Here is a 25,387-nt window from a genome sequence, read left to right as displayed (position 1 = left end):
GAGGTCAAGTGGTCAGACCAGTCAGCATTTCGTCTCGATGTCGAACGTGGCGGTCGCCTCGTCGGAATTGCCCTCGAACTCGCCCTGCGCCGTGCCGGAAATGGTGATGCGGCCGTTGTCGACGGTCGCCTTGCCGTCGCCGTTCGTGCCTTCCCAGAACGCGCCGGTGAAACCGTCGAGTCCACGGATCTCGACCGACTGCGCGGTGATCTTGTCGCCGGTCGAGATCGCGGCACGGAAACCCGATTCCTTGTCCGGCGTCTCGACGAGCCAGTTCCAGCCCTGCTGTATGCACCGGATCGCCGGCGGGGGATTGATGTTCTTGCCGTTGATGCTCACCCGCGCGGTGTGTGTGCCCACCGCCGCAGGCGGCGTCGAGCACGCGCCGAGTCCGGCGACCAGTACTGCTCCAGCAACTGCGATGATCCGGCTGTCCACGTCGTCACCTTATCCACGTCGTCCCGTCCGCACGGGCGCTTTCCCGGCACAGTCGCCGGACAAACCCCGTCGGTCAGCGCAAAGCGGCGGCGGTCTGCTCGTCTGCCGGCAGAAACGCCTCGATGCTCAGTTCGGCGGCGGTGAGGTCCAGAGCGGTGCCGAAGGTGGTGACCATGCTCAGAAAGGTCAGCGGCACCCCCTGCGGCGTGGTCAGCTCCAACGGCACCGCGACACCGCCGAGGTCCGGTGCCTGCGTCGAATCCGCGCCGTAGGACCCGATTTCGGTGAGCAGCTCGGTCAAGGCGGCGGAGCCGCCTGCGGCCACCTCGCGGCGCAACCGGGTCACCAGGTGGTGCCGCCACTGACCCAGATTGCGGATCCTGGGCGCCAGTCCGTCCGGGTGCAGGGCGATGCGCAGCGCGTTGGGCTCGGCGAGCAGATGTGGCGCGACCCCGTCGAGCAGCACACCGGCACCCGCATTGGCCGCCACGATGTTCCACCGGCGGTCGACCACCACGCACGGAAAGGGGTCATAGGCGTCCAGCACCCGGGTGATGCCCGCGCGGACCGCCGCCATGTCGGGGTCCTCGAGCGCGCGCTCGGTGTACACCGGCGCCAGGCCGGCCGCGGTCAGCAGCTGGTTCTGCTCGCGGCGCGGGACGTCCATGGCGTCGGCCAGTTTCAGCACCATCGCCCGGCTGGGCACCGAACGGCCCGTCTCGATGAAGCTGACGTGCCGTGCCGACACGTCGGCCTGATTCGCGAGGTCGAGCTGGCTGAGCCGGCGTCTCTCCCGCCAGGTCCGCAGCAGCGTTCCGAACGGCGGTGTCGAGGTGTGCGCGCTCGTCATCACCACAGTGTCACCGCACGAGCCGCCGGCCGGCGACTACCTCTGAGGTAATTGCCCCGCTTACCCGAACGCGGCACCGTTGACGGTGTCCCGCCGAGCTGAGGAGCACCGATGCCAGATCTGATGCCGCACACCACCGGCGCCGACCGTGCCATCCCGCGGTGGCTGCGCTTCGTGCTGGCGTCCGACCGCGCGGGTTCCGCGTGGTACATCGGCGCCGGCTTCTTCTTCGCGCCCGCACTCACGCTGGTGTCCCCGTGGCCCGCGGTCACGACGGCGCTGTGGGTGGTCATCGGCCTCGCCGGACTGTGGCTCGGAGTGCTCGGCCTGGCGATGGCCACCGGCCTGGCGATGGTGCTCCGATCGAACACGGAGATCCCGGAGGACTACTGGCGGTCGATCATCGACTATCCCTCCGCAACGGCGTCCCGTCAGCGCGCGCCCGCCCCGCCCCCGGTGTAGTCGACCTGCCAGTGCTTGATGCCGTTGAGCCAGCCGGACCGCAGCCGTTCCGGCGGTGAGACCGGTTTGAGGTCCGGCAGGTGGTCAGCGATCGCGTTGAACATCAGGTCGATCGTCATCCGGGCCAGGTTGGCGCCGATGCAGTAGTGCGCGCCGGTGCCGCCGAATCCGACATGCGGGTTGGGATCACGGAAGATGTCGAAGGAGAACGGGTCGTCGAACACCTCCTCGTCGAAGTTCGCCGACCGGTAGGACATCACGACGCGCTGGCCCTTCTGGATCCGCACCCCGGACAGGTCGTAGTCGACCAGTGCGGTGCGCTGGAACGACGTCACGGGCGTCGCCCACCGGACGATCTCGTCCACCGCGGTGGCCGGCCGCTCCTTCTTGTAGGCCTCCCACTGTTCCGGGAACTCGGTGAACGCGATCATGCCGTGGGTGATGGAGTTCCGGGTCGTCTCGTTGCCTGCGACCGCCAACAGCACCACGAAGAACCCGAACTCGTCGTCGGTGAGCTTGTGCCCGTCGACGTCGGCCTCGATGAGCTTGGTGACGATGTCCTCGCCGGGTTGCTCGGCGCGCATCGCGGCCAGTTGCATCGCATACATGATGAGTTCGACTGCGGCGTTGCGATTGTCGTGGTGGGCGAACTCCGGGTCGTCGTCGCTGACCATCTGGTTGGACCAGTCGAACAGCTTCTTGCGGTCCTCGAGCGGTACACCGAGGAGTCCCGCGATCGCCTGCAGCGGCAGCTCGCACGACACCTGCTCGACGAAGTCGCCCGTGCCTTCGGCGGTCGCGTTCTTGGCGATGTTCTGGGCGCGGTGGGCGAGGTCCTCACGGAGCCGTTCGACCGCCCGTGGGGTGAAGCCGCGCGAGATGATCTTTCGCAAATGGGTGTGGTGCGGGGCGTCCATGTTCAGCAGCACGAACTTCCCGGTCTCGAGCTGCTCACCCGTCGACCCCTCGGGATAGCGCGGCAGGGCGGTCTTCTCGAGACTGGAGAACACGTCGCTGCGCTTGGAGATCTCCTTGACGTCGTGGTGTTTGGTCACCACCCAGTAGCCGCCGTCGTCGAATCCGCCGATCCCGTCGGGCTGCGCGTTCCACCAGATCGGCGCGGTGCGCCGCAGCGCGGCCAGCTCCTGCACCGGCAGTCGCTCGCGGTTGAGGTCGGGATCGGTGAAGTCGAACCCGGGAGGCAGGCCGGGGACGGGCACGCTGATGGTCACGGGCGGCTCCCTCGGAAACGACATCGTCTACAGGCCGGTAATCCATTGCTACACCACGGATGCGACGGTCACCCCTGGTTCGGGTAATCCGGCCGGCACCGCACCGCCGACGGTCGCTGCCGTGATCCGTCGGAGAACATCGGCCACTTTGGTAACAAAATCAAGGTCAGAGAAGACAATGGGATGACACCGGGACGCAGGGAAAGGGCGGTCGGTATGGGTCTCTTCGAGCGTGGGGCAGTGCTCGCCGCCGCAGGTGCGGCGTTGGCCATCGTGATGTCGGCGCAGGCGCCGGCGCAACCGGGACCGCCCGCGCCACCCGGTCCACCGGCGCCCGGCGTCGAAGCTCAACCCGTGGTGGCGGCCGCGGCCCCGGCGCCTGCCGAAGGCGTGCCGCACCTGCCGAGCCCCGAGAACCTGCCGCCCGGAACATCCGACGTCCCCACCGGCCCGGCGCCGGGTCGCGGACTGTCCTACCTGCAGGACCTCTGGCACGCGATGCAGACGCAGGAGGTCAGCGGGCGTGACGCCCTGCTCCTGCTGACCCAGCGTCCACTCAACCCCGATGCGGTACCGCCGCCTCATCTGCCCGCAGGCCCGCAGGCCCCTGTCGCGGCCGTGCCGCCACCCGCCCCTGCGCCGGTGCCGCCGCCGCCCTCACCACCGGCTTAATCGGCCGCGGCAACCGCTTCGGCGACGGGCTCGATGCGGGCCGGAACGTGTTTGTGCCATGGCGTGCCCGCGAATGCATCGCGCCAGTCGGTGGAGGTCAACGCGTTGGGCGCGACACCGGGGATCTGGACGCCGCCCTCGTCGCGGTAGTCGACGCCGTAGCCGTTCGGCAGCGACACGTGGCCCGGCAGCATCATGTCGGTCACTTCGACACCGGCCTCTGCGGTACCCGCCGCCGTGGTGATCCTCGCCCGTCCGCCGTCGGACAGGCCGAACGCAGCGGCGTCCTGCGGGCTGATGCGCAACGCCCCGTCGGCGTCGCGTTTGCGCCATGCCGGGTCGCGCAGGATGTCGTTGGCGGTGTAGGCGCGCCGCTCCCCGGCCGAGAGCACGACGGGGAAGTCGACCGACGTCAGCGGGTCTCGTTCGGGACGCAGGGCCAGCACCTCGTCGAGCAGCTCCGGGATCTCCAGGGCGATCCGGTGATCGGCATGACCGATCAGGCCGAAGTCGTCGAGGTACTCGTGCACCGTGAAGGTGACGCCCGAGCGGCCGGCGAGGATCGCACGGAACAGCGCGTTGCCGTCGGCGTGGCCCGCGCGCCGGACCGCGTCGGGGTAGGCCATCGCCGTCTTCTGCGCGAGTCCCCACAGCGCCGCAGCCCCGGCAAGTCCTTCGGGCAGCGTCGGCCCGAGGGTCTCGTAGAGCACGAACGGCAGCACCCGGCTCAGCCCGGGGTTGGCGCCGACGGCCGTCAGGAACGCCTCGGTATAGGCCTCCAGACCCTCCTCGGCCGCACGCCGCAGCGGCCGCAACTCGTCGTCGCCGACGATCCCGAGCGCACGGACCAGCCGCGCCCAGATCTCCGGCTCGGGCAGCGTGCCCGGCAGCGGCGGGAAGAGGGGGTGGCGGAGGTGGAAGGTGTTGTGCGGGAATTCGAGGTTGAAGAACGTGGCCTCCGGCTTCTCGAACTGGGTGGCGGCGGGCAGCACGTAGTGCGCCAGCCGGGCCGTCTCGGTCATCGCCACGTCGATCACCACGAGCAGCTCGAGTGCCTCGAATGCGGCGCGGCAGGAGGCGGAGTCGGCCACCGAGTGAGCCGGGTTGCTGCTCTCGACCACCATCGCGCGGAAGCGGTCCGGGTGGTCGGTGAGGATCTCCTGCGGTACGACGTTGCTCGGCACCAGCCCGGCGATCACCGGCGCGCCGGTCACCGGGGTGCGGCCGACGCCGCCCGCGCCGAACAGCGGCGCGAACGACGAGTGCAGGTGCTGGCCACCGCGCTTGCCGAAGTTCCCGGTGAGGATCCACAGCATCTTGTTGAGGTAGGAGCACAGCGTGCTGTTGGGCGCCTGCTGGATGCCGAGGTCCTCGAACACCGAGACGCTCCGGGCGGCGGCGATGCGGCGCACCGCGGCGCGCAACAACTCCTCGGCGACACCGCAGCGGGCGGCATACTCGCTCACCGGCACCTCACGCAGAACCGCGACCACCGGCTCCACCCCGTCGACGTGCTGGGCCAGGAACGTCTCGTCGCAGAGGTCTTCCTGAACCAGCACGGCCGCCATCGCGGCCAGGCACCAGGCATCGGTGCCGGGCCGGACGCGCAGGTGGAACTCGGCCATCTTCGCGGTGTCGGTGACCACCGGGTCGATGACGATCATGGCGCGGTCGGGGTCCTTGGCGATGTCGTTGAGCACCACCCGGGCCCGCGGAAAGCTCTGCGACATCCACGGGTTCTTCCCGACGAACACCGCCACCTCGGCGTGCTCGAACTCCCCGCGGGTGTGGCCGCCGTACAGCTGCGCGTCCACCCAGTGCTCGCCGGTCTTCTCCTGCGCCAATGCATTCGACCGGTAGCGCGACCCCAGCGCCTTGAGGAACGCACCGCTGTAGGCGCCGCCGAGATGGTTGCCCTGCCCGCCACCGCCGTAGTAGAAGATCTTGTCGCCGCCGTAGGCGTCCCGGATCCGCCGGAATCCGTCCGCGATCTCCGATATGGCGGTGTCCCAGTCGATTTCCTCGTAGCTGCCGTCGGCGCGCCGGCGCATCGGTGAGGTCAGCCTGCCGGCGTTGTTCTGGTAGTGGTCGAGGCGCAGCGCCTTGTTGCAGGTGTAGCCCTGTGATGCGGGGTGGTCCTTGTCGCCCCGGATCTTCGCCAGCGTCCGGTCCTCGGTGTGCACCACGATGCCGCAGTTGCACTCACAGAGGATGCAGGCGGTCGGCTGCCATTCAGTCGTCGTCACGGTGGTCTCCTGTCGCAGTCTCCAGCAGTGCCCGCAGCCGGCGGTGCACCAGGTCCAGCGGTGTGACGTCGCGGCCGGCGCGGGCGACGACGATGGCGCCTTCGAAGGCGGTGAGGATCAGCATGGCCAGTTCGTCCGACTGCCCCGCGGGCACGCCGTCGAGCTCCAGCCGGGTCCTGATGAGATCGGTCCACCGGGCGAACGCCGCAGCCGCGCGGTCGATCACCGCACGCTGCGGATCCGGCTGCTCGGGGTCTCCCGCCTCGACGGAGACCGCGACCACCGGACATCCGGCCCGGAAGTCGGTGTCGACGAGTTGTCTGCGATATCCGGACATCAGGGCGTCGAGCATCTGCACGGCGCTGGTGGCCCGCGACATCCGGTCCGCCATGTACTGACCGGCGTAGTCGACCGCTTCGCAGAGCAGTTGATTCCGCCCGCCGGGGAAGTAGTGGTAGGCCGAGCCGCGCGGTGCGCCGCTGTGGGCGAGCACGTCGGCGATGGCCGTCGGGTGCGCGCCACGCTCCCGGATCAGCAGGGCCGCGGAGGCCACCATGCGTTCACGAGGACTGGACACACCGGCTCCTTCCGCCGTTATGTATGTGAACCTACATAACGGGAGTGCGCAGCGCCAGACCCGGCGCCGTCGGGGTGACGGAACGGGAAGGGGTGGGGCTGCTATCCGGGTTGTCCGGCGCCGCGGTAGTCGACCATCGGCTGCCGGATCACGGTGTCCACGCCCGAGGCGACCGTCAGCGCGGTGGGGGTGACGGTGTACGTGACGCCGTCGTTCACCGCGACGTAGCCACCGGTCGTCGGTTCCGCGGCCAGCATCAGCGCCGCGTCGTCCTCGAGCCGCACACCACGGAACTGGAGCTGACCGCCCGCGCCCGCGCAGATCGCCACCAGCGACTCCGCGGTCCGGCCATACGCGACCGCCACCGCAGCACCCTGGCAGTGCGCTGCCGTGTCGACGAAACCCCGTTCGTCCGTAGTGAATTCAGACTCCGGTTGAGCGATCGCCGTGGCAGCCGGCCACGTCGCGCCTGCCGCGGCGGCCAGGCAGAGCAGTGCGCCGACGGTGCCGCACCGGAGGCGCGCCGACGATGACATTTCGGCCATTCGTCAGGCTAACCCGGTCGGCGCCGGCAACCCTGCAGCACGAACGCGTGTCGCGGTGGGGGAGTCAGACGCCTGCGGCCTCGTTGAGCTGGTTGAGCGCACTGGTGGCCTCGATGTACTCCTGCACCCAGCGCTCGATCACCGTCGCGGTCTTCTCGACCTTGGTGAACTGGCCCACCACCTGACCGATCGGGTTGAACGCGACGTCGACGCTCTCGTTCGGGTACTTGTGGGTCGCGGCCACCGCCATGCCGGACACCATGTACTGCAACGGCATTCCGAGTGGCTTCGGGTTGTCGGGATTCTCCCACGCCTCGGTCCAGTCGTTCTTCAACATCCGCGCCGGCTTACCGGTGAACGACCGGCTGCGCACGGTGTCGCGGCTCGATGCCTTGGCGTAGGCCGCGTGCTGCACCGGGGTGTGCTCGGACTCCTCGACCATCACCCACTGCGAACCGGTCCAGGCGCCCTGCGCGCCGAGAGCCAGTGCTGCGGCGATCTGCTGGCCGCTGCCGATCCCGCCCGCGGCCAGCACAGGGACCGGCGCGACCTCCTTGACCACCTGCGGCCACAGCACGATCGACCCGACCTCACCGCAGTGGCCGCCGGCCTCTCCGCCCTGGGCGATGATGATGTCGACACCGGCATCGGCGTGCTTGCGTGCCTGCGACGGGGAACCGCACAGCGCCGCGACCTTGCGGCCCTCGGCGTGGATGTGCTTGATCATGTCGGCCGGCGGAGTGCCGAGCGCGTTGGCGATCAGCGTGCACTTCGGGTGCTGCAGCGCCACCTCGACCTGCGGCGTGGCGGTCGCCTCGGTCCAGCCGAGCAGTTGCATCGCATCGTCGTCGCTGTGATCGACCGGCACCCCGTGATCGGCGAGGATCTTGCGGGCGAACTCCACATGCTCGTCGGGCACGAGATCGTTGAGCGTCTTCTTGAGCACCTCCGGCGACAGATCTGTGGAATCCATGCCCTCGTACTTGTTGGGGATCACGATGTCGACGCCGTAGGGGTGGTCGCCGATGTGCTCGTCGATCCACTTCAGTTCGATCTCGAGCTGCTCGGGCGTGAAGCCCACGGCGCCCAGCACGCCGAAGCCGCCGGACTTGCTCACCGCGACGACCACGTCCCGGCAGTGGGTGAAGGCGAAGATCGGGAGGTCGATTCCGAGTTCGTCGCAGAGGGCGGTGTGCATTCGGCGCTCCTAGGGTGGACCGGTCAGCGAACTGAAACGTGTTCTAGTTCTGTCGACGGTACCCCGTCCGAGGTGCGTCGGGGAAGCCGACCACCATGAGTGGCGACCGACGGTGTCGGCACCGAGTGGTGTACTGGGCCGGACGTGAACTCCTCAGAAGAACCGAAGCGGGATGCGGCGGGCCGGCCGCTGTCACCGGCCGAGTCGGTGGCCGAGATCGGCGGCGGGCCGGGCGGCGCCACGGTGGGGGCGTTCTTCGACCTCGACGGCACCCTGGTCGACGGATTCACCGCGACGGCGCACGCCGGCGACCGCATCCGGCGCAGACAGGCCGGCGTCGGCGAGGTGCTCGGCGTCATGGAGGCCGCGGTGCGGTACCGGCTCGGCCGGATGCAGTTCGAGCGGCTCGTCGTCAGGGCTGCGGGCTATCTGCGCGGCGAATCGCTGGCCGAACTCGATGACCTCGGCGAGAGACTGTTCGTCGCGAGAGTCGCGGCCTGGGTGTACCCGCACATGCGCGAGGTGGTCTCGGCGCATCAACAGCGCGGCCACACGGTGGTGATGAGTTCCTCGGCGCTGACCATCCACGCCGAACCGGTGGCCCGCTTCCTCGGCATCGACCATGTGGTGTGCAACCACTTCGAGGTGGACGGCCTCGGCCGACTCACCGGTGACATCGTCCGGCCGGTGGTGTGGGGACCGCAGAAGGCCACCGCCGTCGAACAGTTCTGCCTCGCCGGCGGTATCAGCCTGCGGGACAGCTGGTTCTACGCCGACGGCGACGAAGATGAGTCCTTGATGCGGCTGGTCGGCCACCCCCGGCCGGTGAATCCGCGGCCCGGCCTCGCGGCCGCGGCGCGACGGCAGGGCTGGCCGGTGCTGCAGCTCGCCGGCGTCCGGCGCGGCGCGCGACGACCTCGATGACTGCCTCGCCGGCAACGGGTTCGCCGCGGTTTGGCCGCTGGTCGCGGTGGGTAGCCTCGCGCTGTTCTCGACAACCTCGACAAGGGAGCGGTGCGTGACGGCACGACGATTGGCAATGCTCATCGGAGCGATCCTTCTGGTCGCCGGTGTGATCGGGCTGTTGGTGCCGGTCTCGGTGTCGGACTCGGACGGCAAGAGCGTGGGCTGCGGCAATGCGGCGGTGGCCGACAAGTCGGCCGCTCAGTCCGCCAACAACAGCGGCGTGGGAGGAGTGCCGGTACTCAACCAGCTGGTCCCGCACACCGACTTCGTGGCGCTGTGCGACTCCGCGGTGTCCAGCAGGCGGTCGTGGACGATCCCGCTCGCGGTGGTTGGCGCGGTGGTGCTGGTCGGCGCGGTGCTGCTGCGGGGCAGGCGCGGCAGTCCCGCGGGCCTGTGATCGCCTAGCACGTCTAGACAGCGCGCTGAACTCCGTCAATACCGCCTGTCCACCCCGATCAGCCGGCCGCATGGGTCGGCGTCGTGGGCCGGCTCGCGCGAAATCTGGTTTACTCTGGTCCCGGTTGCGTCGGCAGACGTCTCGTCCTCGGCGCTCCCGGCGGCGGGCGAACTGCCGCTAGAGGACTTGCCAGGTTCAGCCCACAGCCTTGCGAGCGTTATGTTTGCGTGCGCGCCGCCGTCGTCAACGAGGCGGCTCACGCGGGAGGTGGATCAGTGGAGGAACAGCGCGAAGCCGCGGTCGAGCACTCGACCGCCACCGAGGCGACGAACTGCCAGACCAGCGAACGCTGGGTGGACCGGGTGGTCGTCGTATCGGTAGCCGGCGTGGTCGACATGCTGACCGCGCCGCAACTCGAGGACGCCATCCGCAAGGCGGTGTCCCAGGAACCCTCCGGTCTGGTCGTGGACTTCACCGCGGTCGACTTCCTCGCCTCGGCCGGGATGGGCATCCTCGTCGCCGTGCACGACGAGGTGACGCCGAAGGTGACGCTGTGCGTCGTGGCCGAGGGACCCGCGACCAGTCGTCCGCTCAAACTGCTCGGCATCGCGGACATCATCCCGCTCTACAGCACCGTCGACGAGGCCGTCGCCGCACTGAGTGGCTGACGCCGCACAGGACACCGCATAGGACGAGGACCGAACGGGTACAGCAGAACTGCCATGATCGATTCTGTTCCGGCTGACGTCGCCAACGCCGAGAATTTCGTGCGCGTCGGCCTCACCGCCGACGCGCACAACGCGGCCCACACCCGGGAAGAACTCGCCCGCTGGCTGGATCAGTATTTCGAGCTCGACCAGACCCGCGTCAACGATCTGCTGTTGGCGACCAACGAGGCATTGGCCAACGCCGCGGAATTCGCCTACGTCAACGCCGAGCGCGCCGGGACGATGGACATCCTCGCCAACTTCAACGCGCGCGACGGCAAACTCAGCGTGACCATCACCGATCACGGAACCTGGCGGCCGCCGAATCCGGCGCCGCAGAACCGGCTGCGCGGGCGCGGCATCCCGCTGATGCATGCGCTCAGCGACAATGCGTCGATCACGCCGACCTCCGAGGGCACGAGGGTGCACCTCGAGTGGACCGGGGTGCACGGTCGCGACGGAGTCTCCGGCTCCTGACGGGCCGGCCGCTAGTTCGCGGCGAACAGCCCCTTGCCGGTGATGAACGGCAGGTCGAGGGTGGTGCGGATGCCGGGCGGTGCGGCCACCACCGCCGGGATCGCGTTCACGATCCGGCCCGCGGCGGCCACGATCGCGGCGTGGTTGTGATCGCCCCGGTCGCTGGTGGGGCAGATGTCGACGGTGTAGGACGGTTCGCCGGTGATCTCGACCCGGTACGAGCCGCCGGGTTGGGCGGGCTGCGCCCAGTCCGGGCGGAGGTCACCACGGAGCCTGGTGACGTGTTCGACCACGATGGCCGGACGGCCACCGACCATGCCGCGGATCTCGAAGCGCATTGCCGCGACGGTTCCTGCGGGAACGTGGCCTGCGGCGATGTCGAACGCCTCGGGTGCGGGCTCGCGCTCGTAGCTCTCGGTGATGTCGTCGATCTCCACGCCGAGGCCGGCGGCCAGCTGCCGGATGGTGGTGCCCCACGCGATGCTGAGCACCCCGGGCTGGAAGAGGATGGGCAGATCGTCGAGGGGTTTGCCGAAGCCCATCACGTCGAACATCACGGTGGCACCGTCGTAGGTGGCGTAGTCGGCGATCTCCATGCAGCGCACCTGTTCGATGCGTTGGCAGGTGCTGGCGAACGCGAAGGGGATCAGATCGTTGGCGAAGCCGGGATCGACGCCGGTGATGAAGAGGCTGGAACCACCCTGGCGCGCGGCGTCCTCCACCATGTCGATGTACTTCCTCGGCATCAGCTTCCACGGAAACTGCAACACCACCGGGGCGGAACCGACGACGTCGACTCCGGCCGCGAGCAGCCGCATGACGTCGGCGATCGCGTCGGGCCCGCGGGTGTCGCCCATCGCGCAGTAGACGACGCAGTCCGGCTTGGTCTCCAGCAGCGCGCCCAGGTCGTCGGTGGCGGTGATTCCCGTCGAGATGTCAAGTCCGGCAAGCTCACCGGCGTCTCGGCCGACCTTCTCCGGTGTCGACACGCAGACCGATGTCAGCTCGTACTCCGGGTTGGTCAGCAGTCCGGTCAGCGCCAGCCGGCCGACGTTGCCGGTGCCGACGTGGGCCACGCGAATCGCCATTGATTCTCCTCGTATCGAGCGACAAAACTGGAACAGGTTCTAGTTGAGCGAGCCCCTAGGGTAGCCTGACCCGTCATGGGACGGGTAGATGGAAAAGTTGCACTGATCAGTGGCGGCGCTCGCGGCATGGGCGCTGCGCATGCGCGGATGCTCGTCGCCGAGGGCGCCAAAGTGGTGATCGGCGACATTCTCGACGACGAGGGCAAGGCGCTCGCCGACGAGATCGGTGACTCGGCCCGCTACGTCCATCTCGACGTCACCTCCGCCGACGAGTGGGCCGCCGCGGTCGATCTCGCGGTCACGGACTTCGGTTTGCTCAACGTCCTCGTCAACAATGCGGGCATCGTCGCGCTGGGCCAGATCGGCAAGTTCGACATGGCCAAGTGGCAGAAGGTGATCGACGTCAATCTCACCGGCACGTTCCTCGGCATGCAGGCCAGCGTGGAGGCGATGAAGACCGCAGGCGGCGGTTCCATCATCAACGTGTCGTCGATCGAGGGAATGCGCGGCGCGGTGATGGTGCATCCCTACGTGGCGTCCAAGTGGGCGGTCCGCGGCATCACCAAGTCCGCGGCCCTGGAACTCGGCGCGCACAAGATCCGGGTGAACTCCATCCACCCGGGCTTCATCCGCACACCGATGACCAAGCACTTCCCCGACAACATGCTCACCATCCCGCTCGGCAGGCCGGGCCAGTCCGACGAAGTGGCGACCTTCGTGGTGTTCCTGGCCAGTGACGACTCGGCCTACGCCACCGGTGCCGAATTCGTGATGGACGGCGGACTGGTCAACGACGTTCCGCACAAGCTCTGAGTTCCCGTCCGCGCGCTGTGGTCGAGGTCACCTCTGCCGGGGCCGTAGTCTCTTCGGATCAGCCATCGCAGGAGACTCCGCAAGGCGCCACAGGAGGTAGGGACATGACCGCAGTCGAGGAGCGGCAGAGCCTGCAGCAGCTCGCCGAGGACAAGGGTTGGCAGCGCATCGACCGCGACCGCATCGACATCTACGCGCGCGGCACGACCCGGGTCCGGGTGATCTGGCGGGGCGACAGTGCGATCAGCGGCGCGTCGCTCTACCACGACGACGTCATGACCACCTACACCCGGCAGTTGACCGACGTCAGTGGCTGGCTGAAGCGCTGAGCTCGTCGAGGGCCGCCGCCACGGACTGGGACCAGCGCGGTCCGGTCATCGACTCGTAGCCGCTGTCTCCGGCGAATGCGCTGGAGACCACCAGATCCGGGGAGAGCGCTTCGAGCAGCCGCAGGCTCGTCTTCAGCGCGTCGGTGTCGCCGACACCCGGGATGACGAAGGTGCCCCAGGTGCCGTCCCCGCGCGGGAAGAGGGTGTCGCCGGTGAACAGGTACGTCTCGCCGTCCGCACCCGGCACCAGGTAGCTGGTGCTGCCGGGGGAGTGACCGGGGGTCGGGATGACCTGCACGCCAAGCGCATCGACGTACCGGCTGTCGAGCGGCACGTGCACCTGGGCATGCCGGCCGATCCGCGCGAGCTCGGCCGCGGGCGCGTGCAGCGTCGCCCCGAACCGGGCGGCCAGCGCCGCCAGCATCGGCCCGGCCTCGTCCTGGTGGGAAAGGTACTGGTCGGCCACGCCGCCGAGTGCGGCGATCTCGTCGAATTGCGCGTCGGTCGCGGGACAGTAGAACAGGGCGTTGCCCCCGGGCCTGGTCCACAGATAGGCGTGTGTGGTCAGTCCGGGGAAGGGTGAGTCGGTCCGGGTTTCGTAGAGGTCGGCGCGGATGCGCCGCAGTCGGGTGTCCATGCGTTCAGTGTCGAACCTGAATATTTGTTGAGGTCAAGGAACTCGGCGGTCGATTTCGGATGTGTTGTCGCACAGCTGCTTCCAGGCCGGTCCGAGCGCTGGTTTGACGCATCGCGGAAAAGGGAATCAAGATCCGGCACTCCGGGGCCCGCAGATTCCTGCGTGGCCCCGTCGACGGAGAGGACAACAGCATGGCTGAGAACAACAGCGGGCCCGCCGAGGGCATCCGCGGCGTGGTCGAGGACGTCAAGGGCAAGGCGAAGGAAGCGGTCGGGACCGTCGCCGGCCGCGACGACCTGGTTCGCGAAGGGCAGGCCCAGCAGGACAAGGCCGAGGCCCAGCGTGAGGCGGCACAGAAGGAAGCCGAGGCCGAGAAGGCCCGCGCGAACGCCAAGGTCGACGAGCAGCGCCAGCGCGCGGCGCAACGGCCCGACAAGGACTGACGCCGACGGTCCGTCGCACCGGCCACCCGGGGCTCCTGGCACGCTGCGTAGTGTCGTGAACCGTGGGTGTGCGTGCGGGAATCGTGGTGACCGGGACCGAGGTGTTGACCGGCCGGGTGCAGGACCGCAACGGTCCGTGGCTGGCCGATCGTCTCCTCGAGTTGGGTGTCGACCTCGCGCACATCACCCTCTGCGGTGACCGGCCCGACGACATCGAGGCGGCGCTGCGCTTCCTCGCCGGCCAGGGTGTCGACCTCGTCATCACCAGCGGAGGCCTTGGACCGACGGCCGACGACCTGACGGTGGCCACCGTGGCCCGGTTCTGCGGCCGGAGCCTCGTGCTCGACGCGGCGCTGGAGCAGAAGATCGCCGACATCCTGCGCAAGCTGATGTCCCGATTCGACGGCGTCGACTTCGAGGCCGTGATGGCCGCGAACCGCAAGCAGGCGATGGTTCCCCAGGGAGCACAGGTACTCGATCCGGTGGGCACGGCTCCCGGGGTGGTGGTGCCCGGTGCCCCGACGGTGGTGGTGCTACCCGGCCCGCCGCGCGAGCTGCAGCCGATGTGGCACACCGCCGTCGACACCGAAGCGTTTCAGCAGGCGGTCGCCGGGCGGACGCGATACGAGCAGCAGACCGTGCGGATGTTCGGACTCCCCGAGTCGGGGCTGGCCGAGACCCTGCGGGCCGCGCAGCGCGAAGTCGCCGGTTTCGACCGCCTGGAGATCACCACCTGCCTGCGCAGGGGCGAGCTGGAGATCGTCACCCGGTACGAACCGGACGCCGCGGATGCGTACTCCGCACTCGCGGACTATCTGCGTGAGCAGCACGGCACCGCCGTCTTCTCCGAGGACGGCGCCCTGGTGGACGACCTGGTCGCCGACCGGCTGGCGGGCCGCCGCATCGCGACGGCGGAGTCGTGCACGGCGGGCCTGCTCACGGCGCGGCTCACCGAACGGCCGGGTTCGTCCGCCCACGTGGCCGGTGGCGTGGTCGCCTACGCCAACGCCGCCAAGAACGAGCTGCTCGGCGTCGATCCGCAACTCATCGAGGCGCACGGAGCGGTGTCGGAGCCGGTGGCGGTCGCCATGGCCGACGGTGCGTTGCGCCGCTTCGCGGCCGACACCGCGGTGGCGATCACCGGGATCGCCGGCCCGGGCGGGGGGACGGCGGAGAAACCGGTCGGCACCGTGTGTTTCTGCGTGCGGCTGGCGGACGGTCCGACGGTCACCCGTACGCTGCGGCTGCCGGGCAACCGCAGCGACATCCGAGAGCGTTCGACGACGGTGGCGATGCACATGTTGCTGCGCGCCCTCAGCGGCGGAGGCTGACGACCCGAATTGCTCAGCGGGACCGCCGGATCCGCTCGAGGCTGGACGTCGACTCGTCCCACGACAGCGCGATGTGCTGACAGGCCTGGCACTCGGTCCATTCGGATTCCTTGGCCACCTTCACGTGCCGGGCACACAGCACGGTGGTGTTGCCGCAGCACCGCCTGGTCATCACGTATGCGGCAGGCCGCCGGCACACGTCGTAGACCGGGGTGTCATTGCGATCGAAGTAGACGCCGATGAACTCGCAGTGCGGACGCGACGCGCGGCCGGTGACCAGCGCGGTGAGTCGGTCCAGCCGAAGCACCTCGCGCAACCTGCGACGCACCGGTCCGGTCATGATCGGTTGACCTTAGCCATCCGCTTGGGTGCTGTACAGCGCGCGGCATGTGACACCGCGGCCGATGACCGCCGGTGACACATTGCTGCTCAACAACTTTGATACGTGAGCCGGTAGGTCCGGCGCCCGCGCTATCCGGCCACCGACGCGTCGTAGATCGACTGGATCGCCTTGTCGAGGGTGGCGTCGAACTCGGCGTCGGACTGCTGGGCGGACAAGCCCTCGGTCAGTGCACGGCTGAAGCTGGCGATCACGCCGCTGTTCTTCGCCAGCAGCGTGTTGGCCTCGTCGCGTGGGTAACCGCCGGACAGCGCCACGACCTTGAGCACCTTCGGGTGGTTCACCAGCGGCTGGTAGTGGTTGGCTTCCGTCGGAAGCGTCAGCTTCAGCATCACCTTCTGGTCGTCGGGCAGGTTGTCGAGCTGCTTGGCGATCTCGTCGCGCAGGATCTCTTCGGCCTGCGCCTTGTCGTCGATCGAGATCGTCACCTCGGGCTCGATGATCGGCACCAGGCCGTGCGAGAGCACCTGTCGTGCCACCTCGAACTGCTGCTCGACCACGGCGGCGATGCCCGCGGCGTTCGCACCGCCGATGACCGAGCGCTCCTTGGTGCCGAAGATGCCGCCCCGCGCGCCCCGCGCCAGCAGGTCGTCGAGCTGGGGCATCGGCTTCATCAGCTGCACATCGTCGGACGCGTCGGCCAGACCCTTGTCGATCTTGAGGAACGGCACCACGCCCTTGTCCTCCCAGAGGTAGGTCGCCGACGGCTTGCCCTCGACCTCGCGGTCCATCGTCTGCTCGAACAGGATGGCGCCCACCACCCGGTCGCCGGTGAAGACCGGCGAGGTGATGATGCGGGACCGCATCTGGTGGATCAGGTCGAACATCTCCTGCTCCGAGGAGTACGCGCTCTCCTCGACGCCGTAGAGCCGCAGCGCTTTGGGGGTCGAGCCGCCGCTCTGATCGAGCGCGGCGATGAATCCCTTGCCCGATGACACCTTGTCCGCTTGCTTGTCGTTCGCCATCTGCGCTGCCTACTCCCTTGAAGACGGTGGTCGTCGGCCACGTCCGCCGGTCGCCGGCGAGCGCGGTCCGCGTCCGAGGATATTCGGCCCATACGAGACCGCTCCGGCAGGTGCCATGGTTGGCTGTGAACCAGCTGTCGGTACCGACGGCGGGGTCGGGTCGGAAGGCGAAGGGGTTCGGGCAATGCGTCAGCTGAAACGGTTCGCGGCGGTGGGTGCGGCCATGGCGACGGCGGTGGGACCGGCGGTACTCATGATCGTCGGCGCCCCGGGTGCGGCCGCTCTGCCGCCGGGGGTCGACCCATCACTGGTCACGTTCTCGAACATCCTGCGTCGCTGCGACGCCAGCCCGATGCAGTACGTGTCGGCGGCGGGCGAAGGTCGGGCGACCGCACACATCCGCACGGAAGGCTCGGGCCAGTTGGTGGCCGACGTCGACCTGGCGGTCGCGGAACCGTTCACCTTCTACGAGGTCAAGGTGATCCAGATGCCACGGTCGTCGGCGGCGAGCTGCGAGCCCGGGTCCGAGGGCACCGCGGTCGGGGCGATCAACACCGACGCCGCCGGGTCGGGCTTCGTCACGCTGCGCGGTCCGATCGCGCCGGGTGCGACGGGTGCCTGGATCTCCATCGAGCAACCCCAGCCGTTCTCCCAGGTTCCCGACGAGTTCTACACCTCCGACCGGATCGTGGACATCTAGCCGGCGATCCGCCCGGCGACGGAGGCGATCACCGCCGCGCACCGGTCGATGTCGGTGTCGCTGGTGGCCCAGTTCGCGATGCTGATGCGCAGCACATGCTCGCCCCGCCAGGTGGTGCCGCCCAGCCAGCAGGTGCCGTCCTGCTGGATGGCGGCGATGGCGGCGCGGTTGGCCGCGTCGCCGCCGGGAAGCCGGAGCAGCACCTGGTTGAGCACCACCTCGTTGAGCACCTGCGCTCCGGGGATCGCCGAGAGCAGCCCGGCCATCCGCCGTGCCTGCGCACAGTTGCGTTCGATCAGCTCGGCGACGCCGGCCCGGCCCAGCGACCGGATCGCCGCGTAGACCGGCACCGACCGGGCGCGGCGCGAACTCTCCGGCACGTAGCTGGTGTTGTCGCGTTCGCCCGCGTCGGCCACCAGATACGGACCGGTCAGGCTCATCGCCGCCCGGTGCGCGTCCGGATGGGCGACCACCGCCAGGGCGGCGTCGTAGGGCACGTTCAGCCACTTGTGGGCATCGACCGCCCAGGAGTCGGCGCGGTCGGCATGGGCGGTGAGATGCCGCGTGCCGGGCGCCGCGGCGGCCCACAGTCCGAAGGCACCGTCGACGTGCAGCCAGGCGCCGTGGTCGGCGCACACGTCGGCGATGGGACCGAACGGATCGAAGGATCCGGTGGCGACGTTGCCCGCCTGCGCACAGACGATCGCCGGACCCTCGGCGCGCGACAGCGCGTCGCCGAGCGCACCGGGATCGAGCCGGCCCTGACCGTCGGCGGGCACCCGGGTCGCGGTACCGGCGCCGAGTCCGAGGAGCCGCAGTGCGGTGTGGATGGTGACGTGCGCCTGCTCACCGCAGAACACTCGCAGAGCCGGCGCACCGATCAGGCCGCGGTCCTCGACGTCCCAGCCGACGCGAGCCAGCACGGCATGGCGGGCGGCGGCCAGGCAGGTGGTGTTCGCCGCCTGCCCGCCGGTGACGAACCCGACACTGGCACCGGCCGGCAGCCCGAGCAGTTCCAGCGCCCACGACGCCGCGATCTCCTCGATCGCCGCACCTGCGGGCGACAGCGCGTGGAACGCGGCGCACTGGTCCCACGCCGAGACCAGCCAGTCGGCGGCCAGTGCCGCGGGCACCGCGCCGCCGACGACGAAACCGAAGTGCCGCGGGCCTGCGCTGGCGACCAGACCGGGCTCGGCGCCCAGCGCAAGCGCCTCGATCACGGCGGCGGGGTCCTCACCGCGCTCGGGCAGCGGTCCGCCGAGATGGTCGCGCACCGTGGCCGCCGACGATCGGGCGCCGACCGGCCGCTCGTCGAGCCCGGCGAGGAACGCGGTCGCGTGCCGGACGGCGCTCTGCAGTCCGGCGGTGCGGTCGGGCATGGCTCGACCCTACTCAATGCCGTTCATTGACAACGTGGTTCGGCGCGATGAGGCGGAAAAGGAGGTGCAGCCGCGGCCCTCGGCTTCTAGCCGCGCAACGAGCAGTCGCCACACATCGAGCCGGCGGGCGCGCGGTAGAACAGACAGCAGCTGCGGCGCCGAAACGTCATGTCCACGGGGCTGAACCGGCCCGACCCGGCCAACGGTGTCGAGTCCAGCAGCGCCGCCGTCAACCCGACCACCGGGCGGCGCAGGTCCGGACGTGCCGCCGCGAGCGCGGCGGCGCTGCCCACGAGCGCGGAGGCGATGTTGCCGCGCAGCAGTCCTGGCGCGAGCCCGACCGGCATACCGGCCGCCAGTCGGCTCAGCTGGCCGTCCACCACCGCGTCGTAGAGCCGCCCGGGGGAGAAGCCCGGTGCGCCTGCCGATTCGCCGACGGGGTCGGTCAGACGCAACTGCGGGCCGTGGCGTGCGCGCTGCAACGACGTCAGGTCGGGAAGGACGCCGTGGGCGACCACGCACGCCAGCACGGGCGACCACAACCGGGCGGCGTGGCCGAGGTGGACGAGCGACGAACCGACCCGGCGGTCGTCGGTGTGGTACCGGGTCACGGTCAGATCGACAAGGTCCGCGCAGCCGTCGCGGTAGCAGTCGGCGATCGGCCGCCAGTTCTGCGCGTCGACGTTTCCGTCGCCCACCGCGATCGTGAAGAACATTCCGTAGGACGAGATGTCGGCCAGTGCCGAGGTGATGTTCACCCTGTCGGTGCGGCCCGTCGGCGGTAGGACGACGGGGTCTCGCCGCAGAACTGCGTGAACGCCCGGGTGAACGAACTCAGGCTGTCGAACCCGACGGTCGATGCGGTCTCCTGCACCGACTGCCCCGGAGAGGCCAGCAGAGCCATCGCCCGCAGCATCCGCGCGTGCAGCAGATAGGTCCGCCAGCTCAGCCCGAGTTCGTCCTGGAACTGACGCCGCAGGGTCCGCTCGGACACCGCGACGGCGCGGCTGACCTCCTCGGCGGTCACGGACTGCAGATGCTCCTTGGTGTAGGCCATCGCCGCGGCGACGATCGGGTGCTCCGACGTCGGCAGGGTCAACGGCGTCTCGTGATCGAGCGCGTCGGACACCAGGTGCCCGAGCGTGCGGAAGAACCCGTCGGAGACCGGATCGCCGTCCGGTCGGCCGATCGGCCATCGCAGGGCGTAGAGCATCATCTCGCGGATCAGCGGCGACACCGCCAGGATCCGGGCCCGATCGCCGCCGCGGGTGATCAGCTGCGGATCGAACATGACGGCGACGGTGCGCACGGCGGGACTCATCGTGGTCTGGTGCTCGAGGCCGGCGGGCAACCACGCCGCCTGCTGCGGGGGCACCAGGTGATGGCCGGCGACGGTCTCCACCTCGACCACGCCGCCGGTGGCGTACTCGATCTGGTGGACGTCGTGGGAGTGCCAGCCGGTGACCAGCTTTTCGCCTTCGTAGAGGTAACTGCCGCCGAGGGCACGGCCGCCGCGGCGCAGGTCGACATGGCCGACCACATGGCCAAGGTTGGCCGGTACGGCCAAACCTGTGGCCGGACGCGCAGAGACGGTCACGGTTTCCGAGGGTACTAGTTGAGTCATGAACACCGACGACCTGATCCTGGTGAGCATCGACGACCACGTCGTGGAACCGCCCGACATGTTCCTCAACCACGTGCCGGCCAAGTACAAGGCCGACGCACCGGTCGTCGTGACCGACGACAAGGGCGTCGACCAGTGGATGTACCAGGGCAGGCCGCAGGGCGTCAGCGGGCTCAACGCGGTGGTGTCCTGGCCGCCAGAGGAGTGGGGTCGCGACCCGGCGGGCTTCGCCGAGATGCGGCCCGGGGTGTACGACGTCCACGAGCGCGTCCGTGACATGAACCGCAACGGCATCCTCGCGTCGATGTGCTTCCCCACGTTCACCGGCTTCTCGGCGCGGCACCTGAACATGCACCGCGAAGAGGTCACGCTGGTCATGGTGTCGGCGTACAACGACTGGCACATCGACGAGTGGGCGGGCAGCTACCCCGACCGGTTCATCCCGATCGCGGTGCTGCCGACGTGGAACCCCGAGGCGATGTGCAAGGAGATCCGCCGGGTCGCGGCCAAGGGCTGCCGGGCGGTCACGATGCCGGAACTGCCGCACCTCGAGGGGCTGCCGAGCTACCACGACGAGGAGTACTGGGGCCCGGTCTTCCGGACGCTGTCCGAGGAGAACGTGGTGATGTGCCTGCACATCGGCACGGGTTTCGGGGCGATCAGCATGGCGCCGAACGCCCCGATCGACAACCTGATCATCCTCGCCACCCAGGTGTCGGCGATGTGCGCGCAGGACCTGCTGTGGGGACCCGCGATGCGCAACTACCCGGATCTGAAGTTCGCGTTCTCCGAGGGCGGGATCGGCTGGATCCCCTTCTATCTGGATCGCAGTGATCGGCACTACACGAATCAGAAGTGGCTGCGCCGCGACTTCGGCGACAAGCTGCCCAGTGACGTGTTCCGCGAGCACTCCCTGGCGTGCTACGTCACCGACAAGACCTCGCTCAAGCTGCGCCACGAGATCGGCATCGACATCATCGCCTGGGAGTGCGACTACCCGCACTCGGACTGCTTTTGGCCCGACGCGCCCGAACAGGTGCACGCCGAACTGCTCGCGGCCGGCGCCGACGACAGCGACATCGACAAGATCACCTGGCAGAACAGCTGCCGGTTCTTCGGCTGGGACCCGTTCAAGCTGACCCCGCGCGACGAGGCCAAGGTCGGTGCGTTGCGCGCCAAGGGCGCTGACGTCGACGTGGCGATCCGGCCACGCAAGGAATGGGCGCGGATCTACGAGCAGAAGCAGCTCGCCAAGGCCTGACGGCCGGGCCGTTTACCGCCGACCCGCACCGGAAACCCGGCAGCCATGATCGGGAAACTGCGCTCCGTCGTCGTCGACACCAAAGACCCGCAGGCACTGGCGGAGTTCTACGCCGGTGTACTCGGCGGGAACATCGAAGCCGAGGACGACACGTTCATCGTGCTCACCGAGTCCTCCGGGCGACGGCTGGCCTTCCAGCTCTCACCCGAACACGAGCCACCGCGGTTCCCGGATCCGCACGGCTCGCAGCAGTTCCACCTCGACATCCAGGTCGACGACGTCGAGGCCGCGCAGCAGCAGGTGCTCGCACTCGGCGCGACCGACATGGGCATCGAGGGTGGCGACTTCCGGGTGTACCGGGACCCGGCAGGGCACACGTTCTGCCTGGTCTGGGGGATCACCGAATAGATCCCGCCGAAAATCGGTGGCCGGAGCGGAGTTCCGTGCGGCACCCTGTGACACGTGCTCGACGTCGACGACTTCATCCGTGCCGGTTTCGCCCGGCTGACCGGAGCGGCTCCGCGCGAAACCGCTGACGCCGCAAGAGAACTGTTGTGGCGGCAGATCGGACTCGACCCGGACGAACCCGGGAAGTGGGACGCGCCGGTGAAGTGGGCCGCCGACCTCACCGGTGACGGCCCGTTCGGCGAGATCGCGCGCAGCGCCCGCCTCGCCGACGCACTGGACCGCGTGTGCGGCCGCGGTGGCTGGTCACCGCGGGGGGCACTCGGCAACATCCCCGTCCGCTTCCCGGCGCAGCCGCCCGCAGAAGACCGCGGCTGGCACATCGACGCCAATACGCCGGCGCCCGACGGCTCGTGGTCGGTCAGCGGGAGACCGCACACCCTGTTGCTGCTGACGTTGCTGTCCGACGTCGGGGCCGATGACGCGCCGACGCGCATCCGGATCGGCTCACATCGCGAGGTGGCCGCGGCGCTGGGGGAGCGTCGGTTCTCCTTCCAGGATTCGGCGCCGATCGTCGACGAGGCGAGCGCCGGATGCCCGGTCGGGTATGCCACCGGCAGCCCCGGCGACATGTATCTCGTGCACCCGTTCACGGTGCACGCCGCCGACGAACACCGAGGCCTTACACCACGATTCATGGCCCAGGCACCGGTCATGCTGACCGGGCCGCTCACCCCGGGTTCGGAGTCGGCACTGGCCCGCGTGTGGGACTGACATTCAGGCGGCGATGATCACCGTCAGGTCGTTGCCCTCGCGCTCGACCCGCATGCCGGCCCGCCTCGCCACGGCCGCCACCTTCCCGGCGTCGTCGGGTTCGGCTCTGCTGCCGCTCAGGACACGCGCGAGCCGGCCCTTGTGCGCCTTGTTGAAGTGGCTGACCACCGAGCGCTTCCCGTCCGCGCGCTCCGAGACGACGTCCACCCGCACCGCGTCGGGCAGACGCCCCAGCGCCGCATACGATCCGGACCGGAGGTCGACGATCAGATCGTCGACGGCGAGCTCGGCGAGCAGTGGTTCCAGCGACGGCCGCCAATGCGCTGCCAGGGTGCTGCGGCCCGGCAGTTTCGAGTCGGCCGACAACCGGTAGGCCGGCACCTGGTCGTCGGCGCGCAGCAGACCGAACAGCGCCGACCCGACCGCCAGCCGGGCACGGGCCCTCGAAGCCGCTGCGCCGCCGAGGGATCCGATATCCAGTGCGTCGTAGAGCACACCGGTGTAGCGGACCAGGGCCGGCAGGGTGGGGGCGGTGCGCAACGCCGCGTTGCGGTCGATCTCGGTGTCCTGCTTCTCCGACAGACCCAGGGCGGACCGGGAGGCGGCGCGGTCCGCCGCCAGCGCCACCAGGTCGTCGACGAGGTCACCGCGGGCCGGGTTCAGCTCGGGGGAGCGCAGCGTCTCGAGCCGCAACGGTGGGCCGTCGCCGCCGGCTCGTTTCGTCTCCGACGGAGGCAGCAGCACGATCACAGCGCCGACGTTAACAACCGCCCGGCGGCCATCGTCACAACGGGATGCGGCGGGCCCGATCGGAATCCGGCCACACGTAGGGCAGATCGTCGGGCACCTCGGCGAAATACGGGCGATAGTGCGCCGGGTCCTTGCGCACCAGGGCGGACTGGTGACTGCGGTGCAGGTCTGCGTCGCCGAGCCAGGGCGGTAGCTCACCGGCGGCCGCAAGCTCCTGCCGGCTCCGGACCACGACCAGGCCGGTGGTGTCGGCAAGGTCGGAAACCAGGGTGTCGGCGCAGGTGTCGGCGTGGCCCATCAGGCACCACTGCGCGCAGACGTCGAGGCCGTAGCGCACGAGTGCTTCCTCGTAACCGGCCCACATCGCGGCGGCGGGGTGGCGCCGCCAGCCGTAGCCGGGGACGGTCAGCGCCCGCAGCACCTGGATGGTCTCCACCCGCTGCTTGCCCAGGCGACGTGCGTCGAGCACCACCGCGGACTCGGCGAATCCTTGATAGGGCAGAAAGGTCTGCACGGCGCGCGCATACCCGGTGGGCGGAGGGCCGACACGCGAGCGCGCGTCGGCTCAGCCGACCGCAAGCAACAGGGGCACCCGCTGTTCAGCCGCAGTGAGCGAGCCGTGGTGACCCACCAGCGACGACTCCATGGGCTCGGCCGCCCGCCGCACGATGGCCGCGTTGCCGCGCGCCGCGGCGACGATGTCACCGATGCGTGGCCGCACCGCGTCGGCCACCACGTCGCCGAACCAGCCTGCGTCGATCGCCTCGTCGCGCGTCACCACCCAGGCCCGGTGGCCCAGCGTCTCGCGCCACGCCGCCGAGACCGCGTCGGCCGCGCCGTCGCGGACGTAGACGTGGCGCGCCCGCGCCTCGCCGGCCACTGCCGAGACGCCGTCGAGCAGTGACTCCGTGGCATCGACGTCGATGACGTCGGCCGGATCGACCTCCACCATGCCGTGGTCGGCGACGACGGCGAGCAGCCCGCCGGCAGGCAGCGCCTCGACCACCGACTCGACCAGGCGATCGACCTGTCGCAGCTGCATTCGCCACGCCGTCGACCCCGGGCCGTACAGGTGACCGACCAGATCGAGGTCGCCGTGATAGCCGTAGCAGAGTCCGCCGTCGGCGATGGCGGACTGGATGCCCGCGGCGAGATCGCCGAGACCGTGGACGCCGACGTAGCGCCCGCCGCGCAGCACCGCGCGGGTCATTCCCGAATGGGTGAACTGTGCGGCGGAGATGACACTCACCGCGAACCCGGCCGCGGCGGCCCGCTCGAAGGTGGTCGCCATCGGCTGCAGCTGCTCGGGCGGCACGTCCTCGAGCAGGTCGGCGCCGAAGGGGTGGACCCGCCACCGCAACGCATTGATCAGGCCCACCTGCGGCAGCCCGAACGAGTAGCCCACGAGCCCGTGTTCGCCGGAACGGACTCCGGTGCCGACCGCGGCCAGGCCGGCCACTGTGGTGGACGGGAAGCCGACGTCGAGCGTGGGTCCGCGCAGTCCGGCGAGGACGGGCGCGTCGGCGGTGTGGGCGTCGAGCAGGTCGGCGCCCAGGCCGTCGATCAACAGGACGCAGGCGCCGGTCACATCATCGGGCAGCGGTATCCGGCGGTCGAAGCCGGCGACGTTCATCGCCGCCAGAACCGAGGGCACCACGTCGGCGAGGTGCGCGCGGGCCGGGTCCGGACGCGGCAGGTCCACGCCGCCGAGCCTGCCACAG

The 25,387-nt window shown here is 69.6% G+C and carries 31 protein-coding genes; 14 read left to right on the top strand and 17 right to left on the bottom strand.

Features of this window, described 5'->3' with window-relative positions; all coding sequences use genetic code 11:
- Window positions 1-21 precede the first annotated feature (21 nt).
- Entirely contained in the window at window positions 22-438 is a 417-nt protein-coding gene (locus tag ACPCHZ_RS19195; protein ID WP_423486182.1) for a lipoprotein LpqH, read from the bottom strand.
- Between the two features lie 73 nt (window positions 439-511).
- Window positions 512-1,288 carry a helix-turn-helix domain-containing protein gene (locus tag ACPCHZ_RS19190; RefSeq protein ID WP_423486181.1) on the bottom strand — a complete coding sequence of 259 codons (777 nt, stop codon included), beginning with the start codon at window positions 1,286-1,288 and terminating at the stop codon, window positions 512-514.
- Window positions 1,289-1,411: 123 nt separating this feature from the next.
- Between ACPCHZ_RS19190 and ACPCHZ_RS19185 the strand changes: the two genes are divergently transcribed.
- A complete protein-coding gene (locus ACPCHZ_RS19185; protein WP_423486405.1) occupies window positions 1,412-1,750 on the top strand; it encodes a hypothetical protein in 339 nt (112 codons plus the stop codon).
- On the opposite strand, the gene ACPCHZ_RS19180 is transcribed toward ACPCHZ_RS19185, so the two are convergent.
- Entirely contained in the window at window positions 1,720-2,970 is a 1,251-nt protein-coding gene (locus tag ACPCHZ_RS19180; RefSeq protein ID WP_423486404.1) for a cytochrome P450, read from the bottom strand. The two genes, ACPCHZ_RS19185 and ACPCHZ_RS19180, sit on opposite strands and share 31 nt — an antisense overlap.
- 228 nt (window positions 2,971-3,198) lie before the next feature.
- Here ACPCHZ_RS19180 and ACPCHZ_RS19175 point away from each other — a divergent pair, with 228 nt between their 5' ends.
- Window positions 3,199-3,654, top strand: a complete 456-nt coding sequence (locus tag ACPCHZ_RS19175) for a hypothetical protein (protein ID WP_423486180.1) — start codon at window positions 3,199-3,201, stop codon at window positions 3,652-3,654.
- On the opposite strand, the gene ACPCHZ_RS19170 is transcribed toward ACPCHZ_RS19175, so the two are convergent.
- From ACPCHZ_RS19170 to ACPCHZ_RS19155, 4 genes are all read right to left on the bottom strand, one after another.
- Entirely contained in the window at window positions 3,651-5,900 is a 2,250-nt protein-coding gene (locus ACPCHZ_RS19170) for a molybdopterin-dependent oxidoreductase (protein WP_423486179.1), read from the bottom strand. The genes ACPCHZ_RS19175 and ACPCHZ_RS19170 overlap by 4 nt on opposite strands.
- Window positions 5,887-6,477 (bottom strand): TetR/AcrR family transcriptional regulator, encoded by a 591-nt coding sequence (locus ACPCHZ_RS19165; protein WP_423486178.1) that lies wholly within the window; start codon window positions 6,475-6,477, stop codon window positions 5,887-5,889. The genes ACPCHZ_RS19170 and ACPCHZ_RS19165 overlap by 14 nt, the downstream gene beginning before the upstream one ends.
- A 101-nt stretch (window positions 6,478-6,578) precedes the next feature.
- Window positions 6,579-7,022, bottom strand: a complete 444-nt coding sequence (locus tag ACPCHZ_RS19160) for a hypothetical protein (protein ID WP_423486177.1) — start codon at window positions 7,020-7,022, stop codon at window positions 6,579-6,581.
- A gap of 64 nt (window positions 7,023-7,086) precedes the next feature.
- Window positions 7,087-8,220, bottom strand: a complete 1,134-nt coding sequence (locus tag ACPCHZ_RS19155) for a nitronate monooxygenase (RefSeq protein ID WP_364983903.1) — start codon at window positions 8,218-8,220, stop codon at window positions 7,087-7,089.
- 144 nt (window positions 8,221-8,364) lie between these two features.
- Between ACPCHZ_RS19155 and ACPCHZ_RS19150 the strand changes: the two genes are divergently transcribed.
- The 4 genes from ACPCHZ_RS19150 to ACPCHZ_RS19135 all read left to right on the top strand — a co-directional run bounded on the left by ACPCHZ_RS19150 (window position 8,365) and on the right by ACPCHZ_RS19135 (window position 10,767).
- Entirely contained in the window at window positions 8,365-9,144 is a 780-nt protein-coding gene (locus tag ACPCHZ_RS19150; protein ID WP_423486176.1) for an HAD family hydrolase, read from the top strand.
- A gap of 94 nt (window positions 9,145-9,238) precedes the next feature.
- Window positions 9,239-9,583 (top strand): aminopeptidase, encoded by a 345-nt coding sequence (locus ACPCHZ_RS19145; RefSeq protein ID WP_423486175.1) that lies wholly within the window; start codon window positions 9,239-9,241, stop codon window positions 9,581-9,583.
- A gap of 275 nt (window positions 9,584-9,858) precedes the next feature.
- Window positions 9,859-10,251 carry an STAS domain-containing protein gene (locus ACPCHZ_RS19140; protein WP_423486174.1) on the top strand — a complete coding sequence of 131 codons (393 nt, stop codon included), beginning with the start codon at window positions 9,859-9,861 and terminating at the stop codon, window positions 10,249-10,251.
- 54 nt (window positions 10,252-10,305) lie between these two features.
- Window positions 10,306-10,767 (top strand): ATP-binding protein, encoded by a 462-nt coding sequence (locus tag ACPCHZ_RS19135; RefSeq protein WP_423486173.1) that lies wholly within the window; start codon window positions 10,306-10,308, stop codon window positions 10,765-10,767.
- A gap of 11 nt (window positions 10,768-10,778) precedes the next feature.
- On the opposite strand, the gene ACPCHZ_RS19130 is transcribed toward ACPCHZ_RS19135, so the two are convergent.
- Window positions 10,779-11,855: a diacylglycerol kinase gene (locus ACPCHZ_RS19130; RefSeq protein WP_423486172.1), complete on the bottom strand. Its 1,077-nt coding sequence runs from the start codon at window positions 11,853-11,855 to the stop codon at window positions 10,779-10,781.
- A gap of 75 nt (window positions 11,856-11,930) precedes the next feature.
- Between ACPCHZ_RS19130 and ACPCHZ_RS19125 the strand changes: the two genes are divergently transcribed.
- A complete protein-coding gene (locus ACPCHZ_RS19125) occupies window positions 11,931-12,668 on the top strand; it encodes a glucose 1-dehydrogenase (protein WP_423486171.1) in 738 nt (245 codons plus the stop codon).
- A gap of 104 nt (window positions 12,669-12,772) precedes the next feature.
- The gene (locus ACPCHZ_RS19120) at window positions 12,773-12,997 is read left to right on the top strand and encodes a hypothetical protein (protein WP_423486170.1); all 225 of its coding nucleotides are present in this window, start codon (window positions 12,773-12,775) and stop codon (window positions 12,995-12,997) included.
- Here the strand turns inward: ACPCHZ_RS19120 and ACPCHZ_RS19115 are convergent.
- Window positions 12,975-13,634 (bottom strand): MBL fold metallo-hydrolase, encoded by a 660-nt coding sequence (locus ACPCHZ_RS19115; RefSeq protein WP_423486169.1) that lies wholly within the window; start codon window positions 13,632-13,634, stop codon window positions 12,975-12,977. The genes ACPCHZ_RS19120 and ACPCHZ_RS19115 overlap by 23 nt on opposite strands.
- 191 nt (window positions 13,635-13,825) lie before the next feature.
- Between ACPCHZ_RS19115 and ACPCHZ_RS19110 the strand changes: the two genes are divergently transcribed.
- Together ACPCHZ_RS19110 and ACPCHZ_RS19105 are read left to right on the top strand one after the other, a co-directional pair.
- A complete protein-coding gene (locus ACPCHZ_RS19110) occupies window positions 13,826-14,077 on the top strand; it encodes a CsbD family protein (RefSeq protein ID WP_364983925.1) in 252 nt (83 codons plus the stop codon).
- 62 nt (window positions 14,078-14,139) lie between these two features.
- Window positions 14,140-15,408, top strand: a complete 1,269-nt coding sequence (locus ACPCHZ_RS19105) for a competence/damage-inducible protein A (RefSeq protein WP_423486168.1) — start codon at window positions 14,140-14,142, stop codon at window positions 15,406-15,408.
- A 13-nt stretch (window positions 15,409-15,421) separates the two neighbouring features.
- Here the strand turns inward: ACPCHZ_RS19105 and ACPCHZ_RS19100 are convergent, their stop codons facing one another.
- Window positions 15,422-15,748 (bottom strand): hypothetical protein, encoded by a 327-nt coding sequence (locus ACPCHZ_RS19100; protein WP_423486167.1) that lies wholly within the window; start codon window positions 15,746-15,748, stop codon window positions 15,422-15,424.
- Between the two features lie 131 nt (window positions 15,749-15,879).
- Window positions 15,880-16,773 (bottom strand): fructose bisphosphate aldolase, encoded by an 894-nt coding sequence (locus tag ACPCHZ_RS19095; RefSeq protein ID WP_423486166.1) that lies wholly within the window; start codon window positions 16,771-16,773, stop codon window positions 15,880-15,882.
- Window positions 16,774-16,957: 184 nt separating this feature from the next.
- Between ACPCHZ_RS19095 and ACPCHZ_RS19090 the strand changes: the two genes are divergently transcribed.
- The gene (locus ACPCHZ_RS19090; protein WP_423486165.1) at window positions 16,958-17,473 is read left to right on the top strand and encodes a hypothetical protein; all 516 of its coding nucleotides are present in this window, start codon (window positions 16,958-16,960) and stop codon (window positions 17,471-17,473) included.
- On the opposite strand, the gene ACPCHZ_RS19085 is transcribed toward ACPCHZ_RS19090, so the two are convergent.
- The 3 genes from ACPCHZ_RS19085 to ACPCHZ_RS19075 all read right to left on the bottom strand — a co-directional run bounded on the left by ACPCHZ_RS19085 (window position 17,470) and on the right by ACPCHZ_RS19075 (window position 20,449).
- Window positions 17,470-18,852: a pyridoxal phosphate-dependent decarboxylase family protein gene (locus ACPCHZ_RS19085; protein WP_423486164.1), complete on the bottom strand. Its 1,383-nt coding sequence runs from the start codon at window positions 18,850-18,852 to the stop codon at window positions 17,470-17,472. The two genes, ACPCHZ_RS19090 and ACPCHZ_RS19085, sit on opposite strands and share 4 nt — an antisense overlap.
- A gap of 86 nt (window positions 18,853-18,938) precedes the next feature.
- Entirely contained in the window at window positions 18,939-19,610 is a 672-nt protein-coding gene (locus ACPCHZ_RS19080) for a (2Fe-2S)-binding protein (RefSeq protein ID WP_423486163.1), read from the bottom strand.
- Window positions 19,607-20,449, bottom strand: coding sequence for an AraC family transcriptional regulator (locus tag ACPCHZ_RS19075; protein ID WP_423486162.1), 843 nt, complete (start codon window positions 20,447-20,449; stop codon window positions 19,607-19,609). The genes ACPCHZ_RS19080 and ACPCHZ_RS19075 overlap by 4 nt, the downstream gene beginning before the upstream one ends.
- 25 nt (window positions 20,450-20,474) lie before the next feature.
- Between ACPCHZ_RS19075 and ACPCHZ_RS19070 the strand changes: the two genes are divergently transcribed.
- Genes ACPCHZ_RS19070 through ACPCHZ_RS19060 form a run of 3 tightly spaced genes read left to right on the top strand, consistent with a single transcriptional unit; the run spans window position 20,475 to window position 22,916 of the window.
- Window positions 20,475-21,737 carry an amidohydrolase family protein gene (locus ACPCHZ_RS19070; RefSeq protein WP_423486161.1) on the top strand — a complete coding sequence of 421 codons (1,263 nt, stop codon included), beginning with the start codon at window positions 20,475-20,477 and terminating at the stop codon, window positions 21,735-21,737.
- A 45-nt stretch (window positions 21,738-21,782) separates the two neighbouring features.
- Window positions 21,783-22,145 carry a VOC family protein gene (locus ACPCHZ_RS19065; RefSeq protein WP_423486160.1) on the top strand — a complete coding sequence of 121 codons (363 nt, stop codon included), beginning with the start codon at window positions 21,783-21,785 and terminating at the stop codon, window positions 22,143-22,145.
- 54 nt (window positions 22,146-22,199) lie between these two features.
- A complete protein-coding gene (locus ACPCHZ_RS19060; RefSeq protein WP_423486159.1) occupies window positions 22,200-22,916 on the top strand; it encodes a mitomycin antibiotics/polyketide fumonisin biosynthesis protein in 717 nt (238 codons plus the stop codon).
- A 3-nt stretch (window positions 22,917-22,919) separates the two neighbouring features.
- On the opposite strand, the gene yaaA is transcribed toward ACPCHZ_RS19060, so the two are convergent.
- From yaaA to ACPCHZ_RS19045, 3 genes are read right to left on the bottom strand one after another with little or no spacing between them, the layout of a single operon-like run.
- Complete coding sequence (yaaA, locus tag ACPCHZ_RS19055) at window positions 22,920-23,666, bottom strand: peroxide stress protein YaaA (protein WP_423486158.1); 747 nt, start codon at window positions 23,664-23,666, stop codon at window positions 22,920-22,922.
- A 34-nt stretch (window positions 23,667-23,700) separates the two neighbouring features.
- Window positions 23,701-24,180, bottom strand: a complete 480-nt coding sequence (locus ACPCHZ_RS19050; protein WP_423486157.1) for an MSMEG_6728 family protein — start codon at window positions 24,178-24,180, stop codon at window positions 23,701-23,703.
- A 51-nt stretch (window positions 24,181-24,231) separates the two neighbouring features.
- Complete coding sequence (locus tag ACPCHZ_RS19045) at window positions 24,232-25,368, bottom strand: alkaline phosphatase family protein (protein WP_423486156.1); 1,137 nt, start codon at window positions 25,366-25,368, stop codon at window positions 24,232-24,234.
- Window positions 25,369-25,387: the final 19 nt, after the last annotated feature.

Origin of the sequence: Mycobacterium sp. NPDC050041 (genome assembly GCF_049541695.1) — a bacterium.
Classification (GTDB): domain Bacteria; phylum Actinomycetota; class Actinomycetes; order Mycobacteriales; family Mycobacteriaceae; genus Mycobacterium.
The sequence above is the reverse complement of the archived record's forward strand: the minus strand, read 5'-3'. Positions and strand labels throughout refer to the sequence as shown.

Excerpts from the sequence above, each read along its gene's own strand:
- ACPCHZ_RS19190 (WP_423486181.1), bottom strand. The coding sequence starts at position 1,288 with ATGACGAGCGCGCACACCTCGACACCGCCGTTCGGAACGCTGCTGCGG.
- ACPCHZ_RS19185 (WP_423486405.1), top strand. The coding sequence starts at position 1,412 with ATGCCGCACACCACCGGCGCCGACCGTGCCATCCCGCGGTGGCTGCGC.
- ACPCHZ_RS19175 (WP_423486180.1), top strand. The coding sequence starts at position 3,199 with ATGGGTCTCTTCGAGCGTGGGGCAGTGCTCGCCGCCGCAGGTGCGGCG.
- ACPCHZ_RS19160 (WP_423486177.1), bottom strand. The coding sequence starts at position 7,022 with ATGGCCGAAATGTCATCGTCGGCGCGCCTCCGGTGCGGCACCGTCGGC.
- ACPCHZ_RS19155 (WP_364983903.1), bottom strand. The coding sequence starts at position 8,220 with ATGCACACCGCCCTCTGCGACGAACTCGGAATCGACCTCCCGATCTTC.
- ACPCHZ_RS19135 (WP_423486173.1), top strand. The coding sequence starts at position 10,306 with ATGATCGATTCTGTTCCGGCTGACGTCGCCAACGCCGAGAATTTCGTG.
- ACPCHZ_RS19130 (WP_423486172.1), bottom strand. The coding sequence starts at position 11,855 with ATGGCGATTCGCGTGGCCCACGTCGGCACCGGCAACGTCGGCCGGCTG.
- ACPCHZ_RS19125 (WP_423486171.1), top strand. The coding sequence starts at position 11,931 with ATGGGACGGGTAGATGGAAAAGTTGCACTGATCAGTGGCGGCGCTCGC.
- ACPCHZ_RS19120 (WP_423486170.1), top strand. The coding sequence starts at position 12,773 with ATGACCGCAGTCGAGGAGCGGCAGAGCCTGCAGCAGCTCGCCGAGGAC.
- ACPCHZ_RS19115 (WP_423486169.1), bottom strand. The coding sequence starts at position 13,634 with ATGGACACCCGACTGCGGCGCATCCGCGCCGACCTCTACGAAACCCGG.
- ACPCHZ_RS19110 (WP_364983925.1), top strand. The coding sequence starts at position 13,826 with ATGGCTGAGAACAACAGCGGGCCCGCCGAGGGCATCCGCGGCGTGGTC.
- ACPCHZ_RS19100 (WP_423486167.1), bottom strand. The coding sequence starts at position 15,748 with ATGACCGGACCGGTGCGTCGCAGGTTGCGCGAGGTGCTTCGGCTGGAC.
- ACPCHZ_RS19095 (WP_423486166.1), bottom strand. The coding sequence starts at position 16,773 with ATGGCGAACGACAAGCAAGCGGACAAGGTGTCATCGGGCAAGGGATTC.
- ACPCHZ_RS19090 (WP_423486165.1), top strand. The coding sequence starts at position 16,958 with ATGCGTCAGCTGAAACGGTTCGCGGCGGTGGGTGCGGCCATGGCGACG.
- ACPCHZ_RS19085 (WP_423486164.1), bottom strand. The coding sequence starts at position 18,852 with ATGCCCGACCGCACCGCCGGACTGCAGAGCGCCGTCCGGCACGCGACC.
- ACPCHZ_RS19070 (WP_423486161.1), top strand. The coding sequence starts at position 20,475 with ATGAACACCGACGACCTGATCCTGGTGAGCATCGACGACCACGTCGTG.
- ACPCHZ_RS19065 (WP_423486160.1), top strand. The coding sequence starts at position 21,783 with ATGATCGGGAAACTGCGCTCCGTCGTCGTCGACACCAAAGACCCGCAG.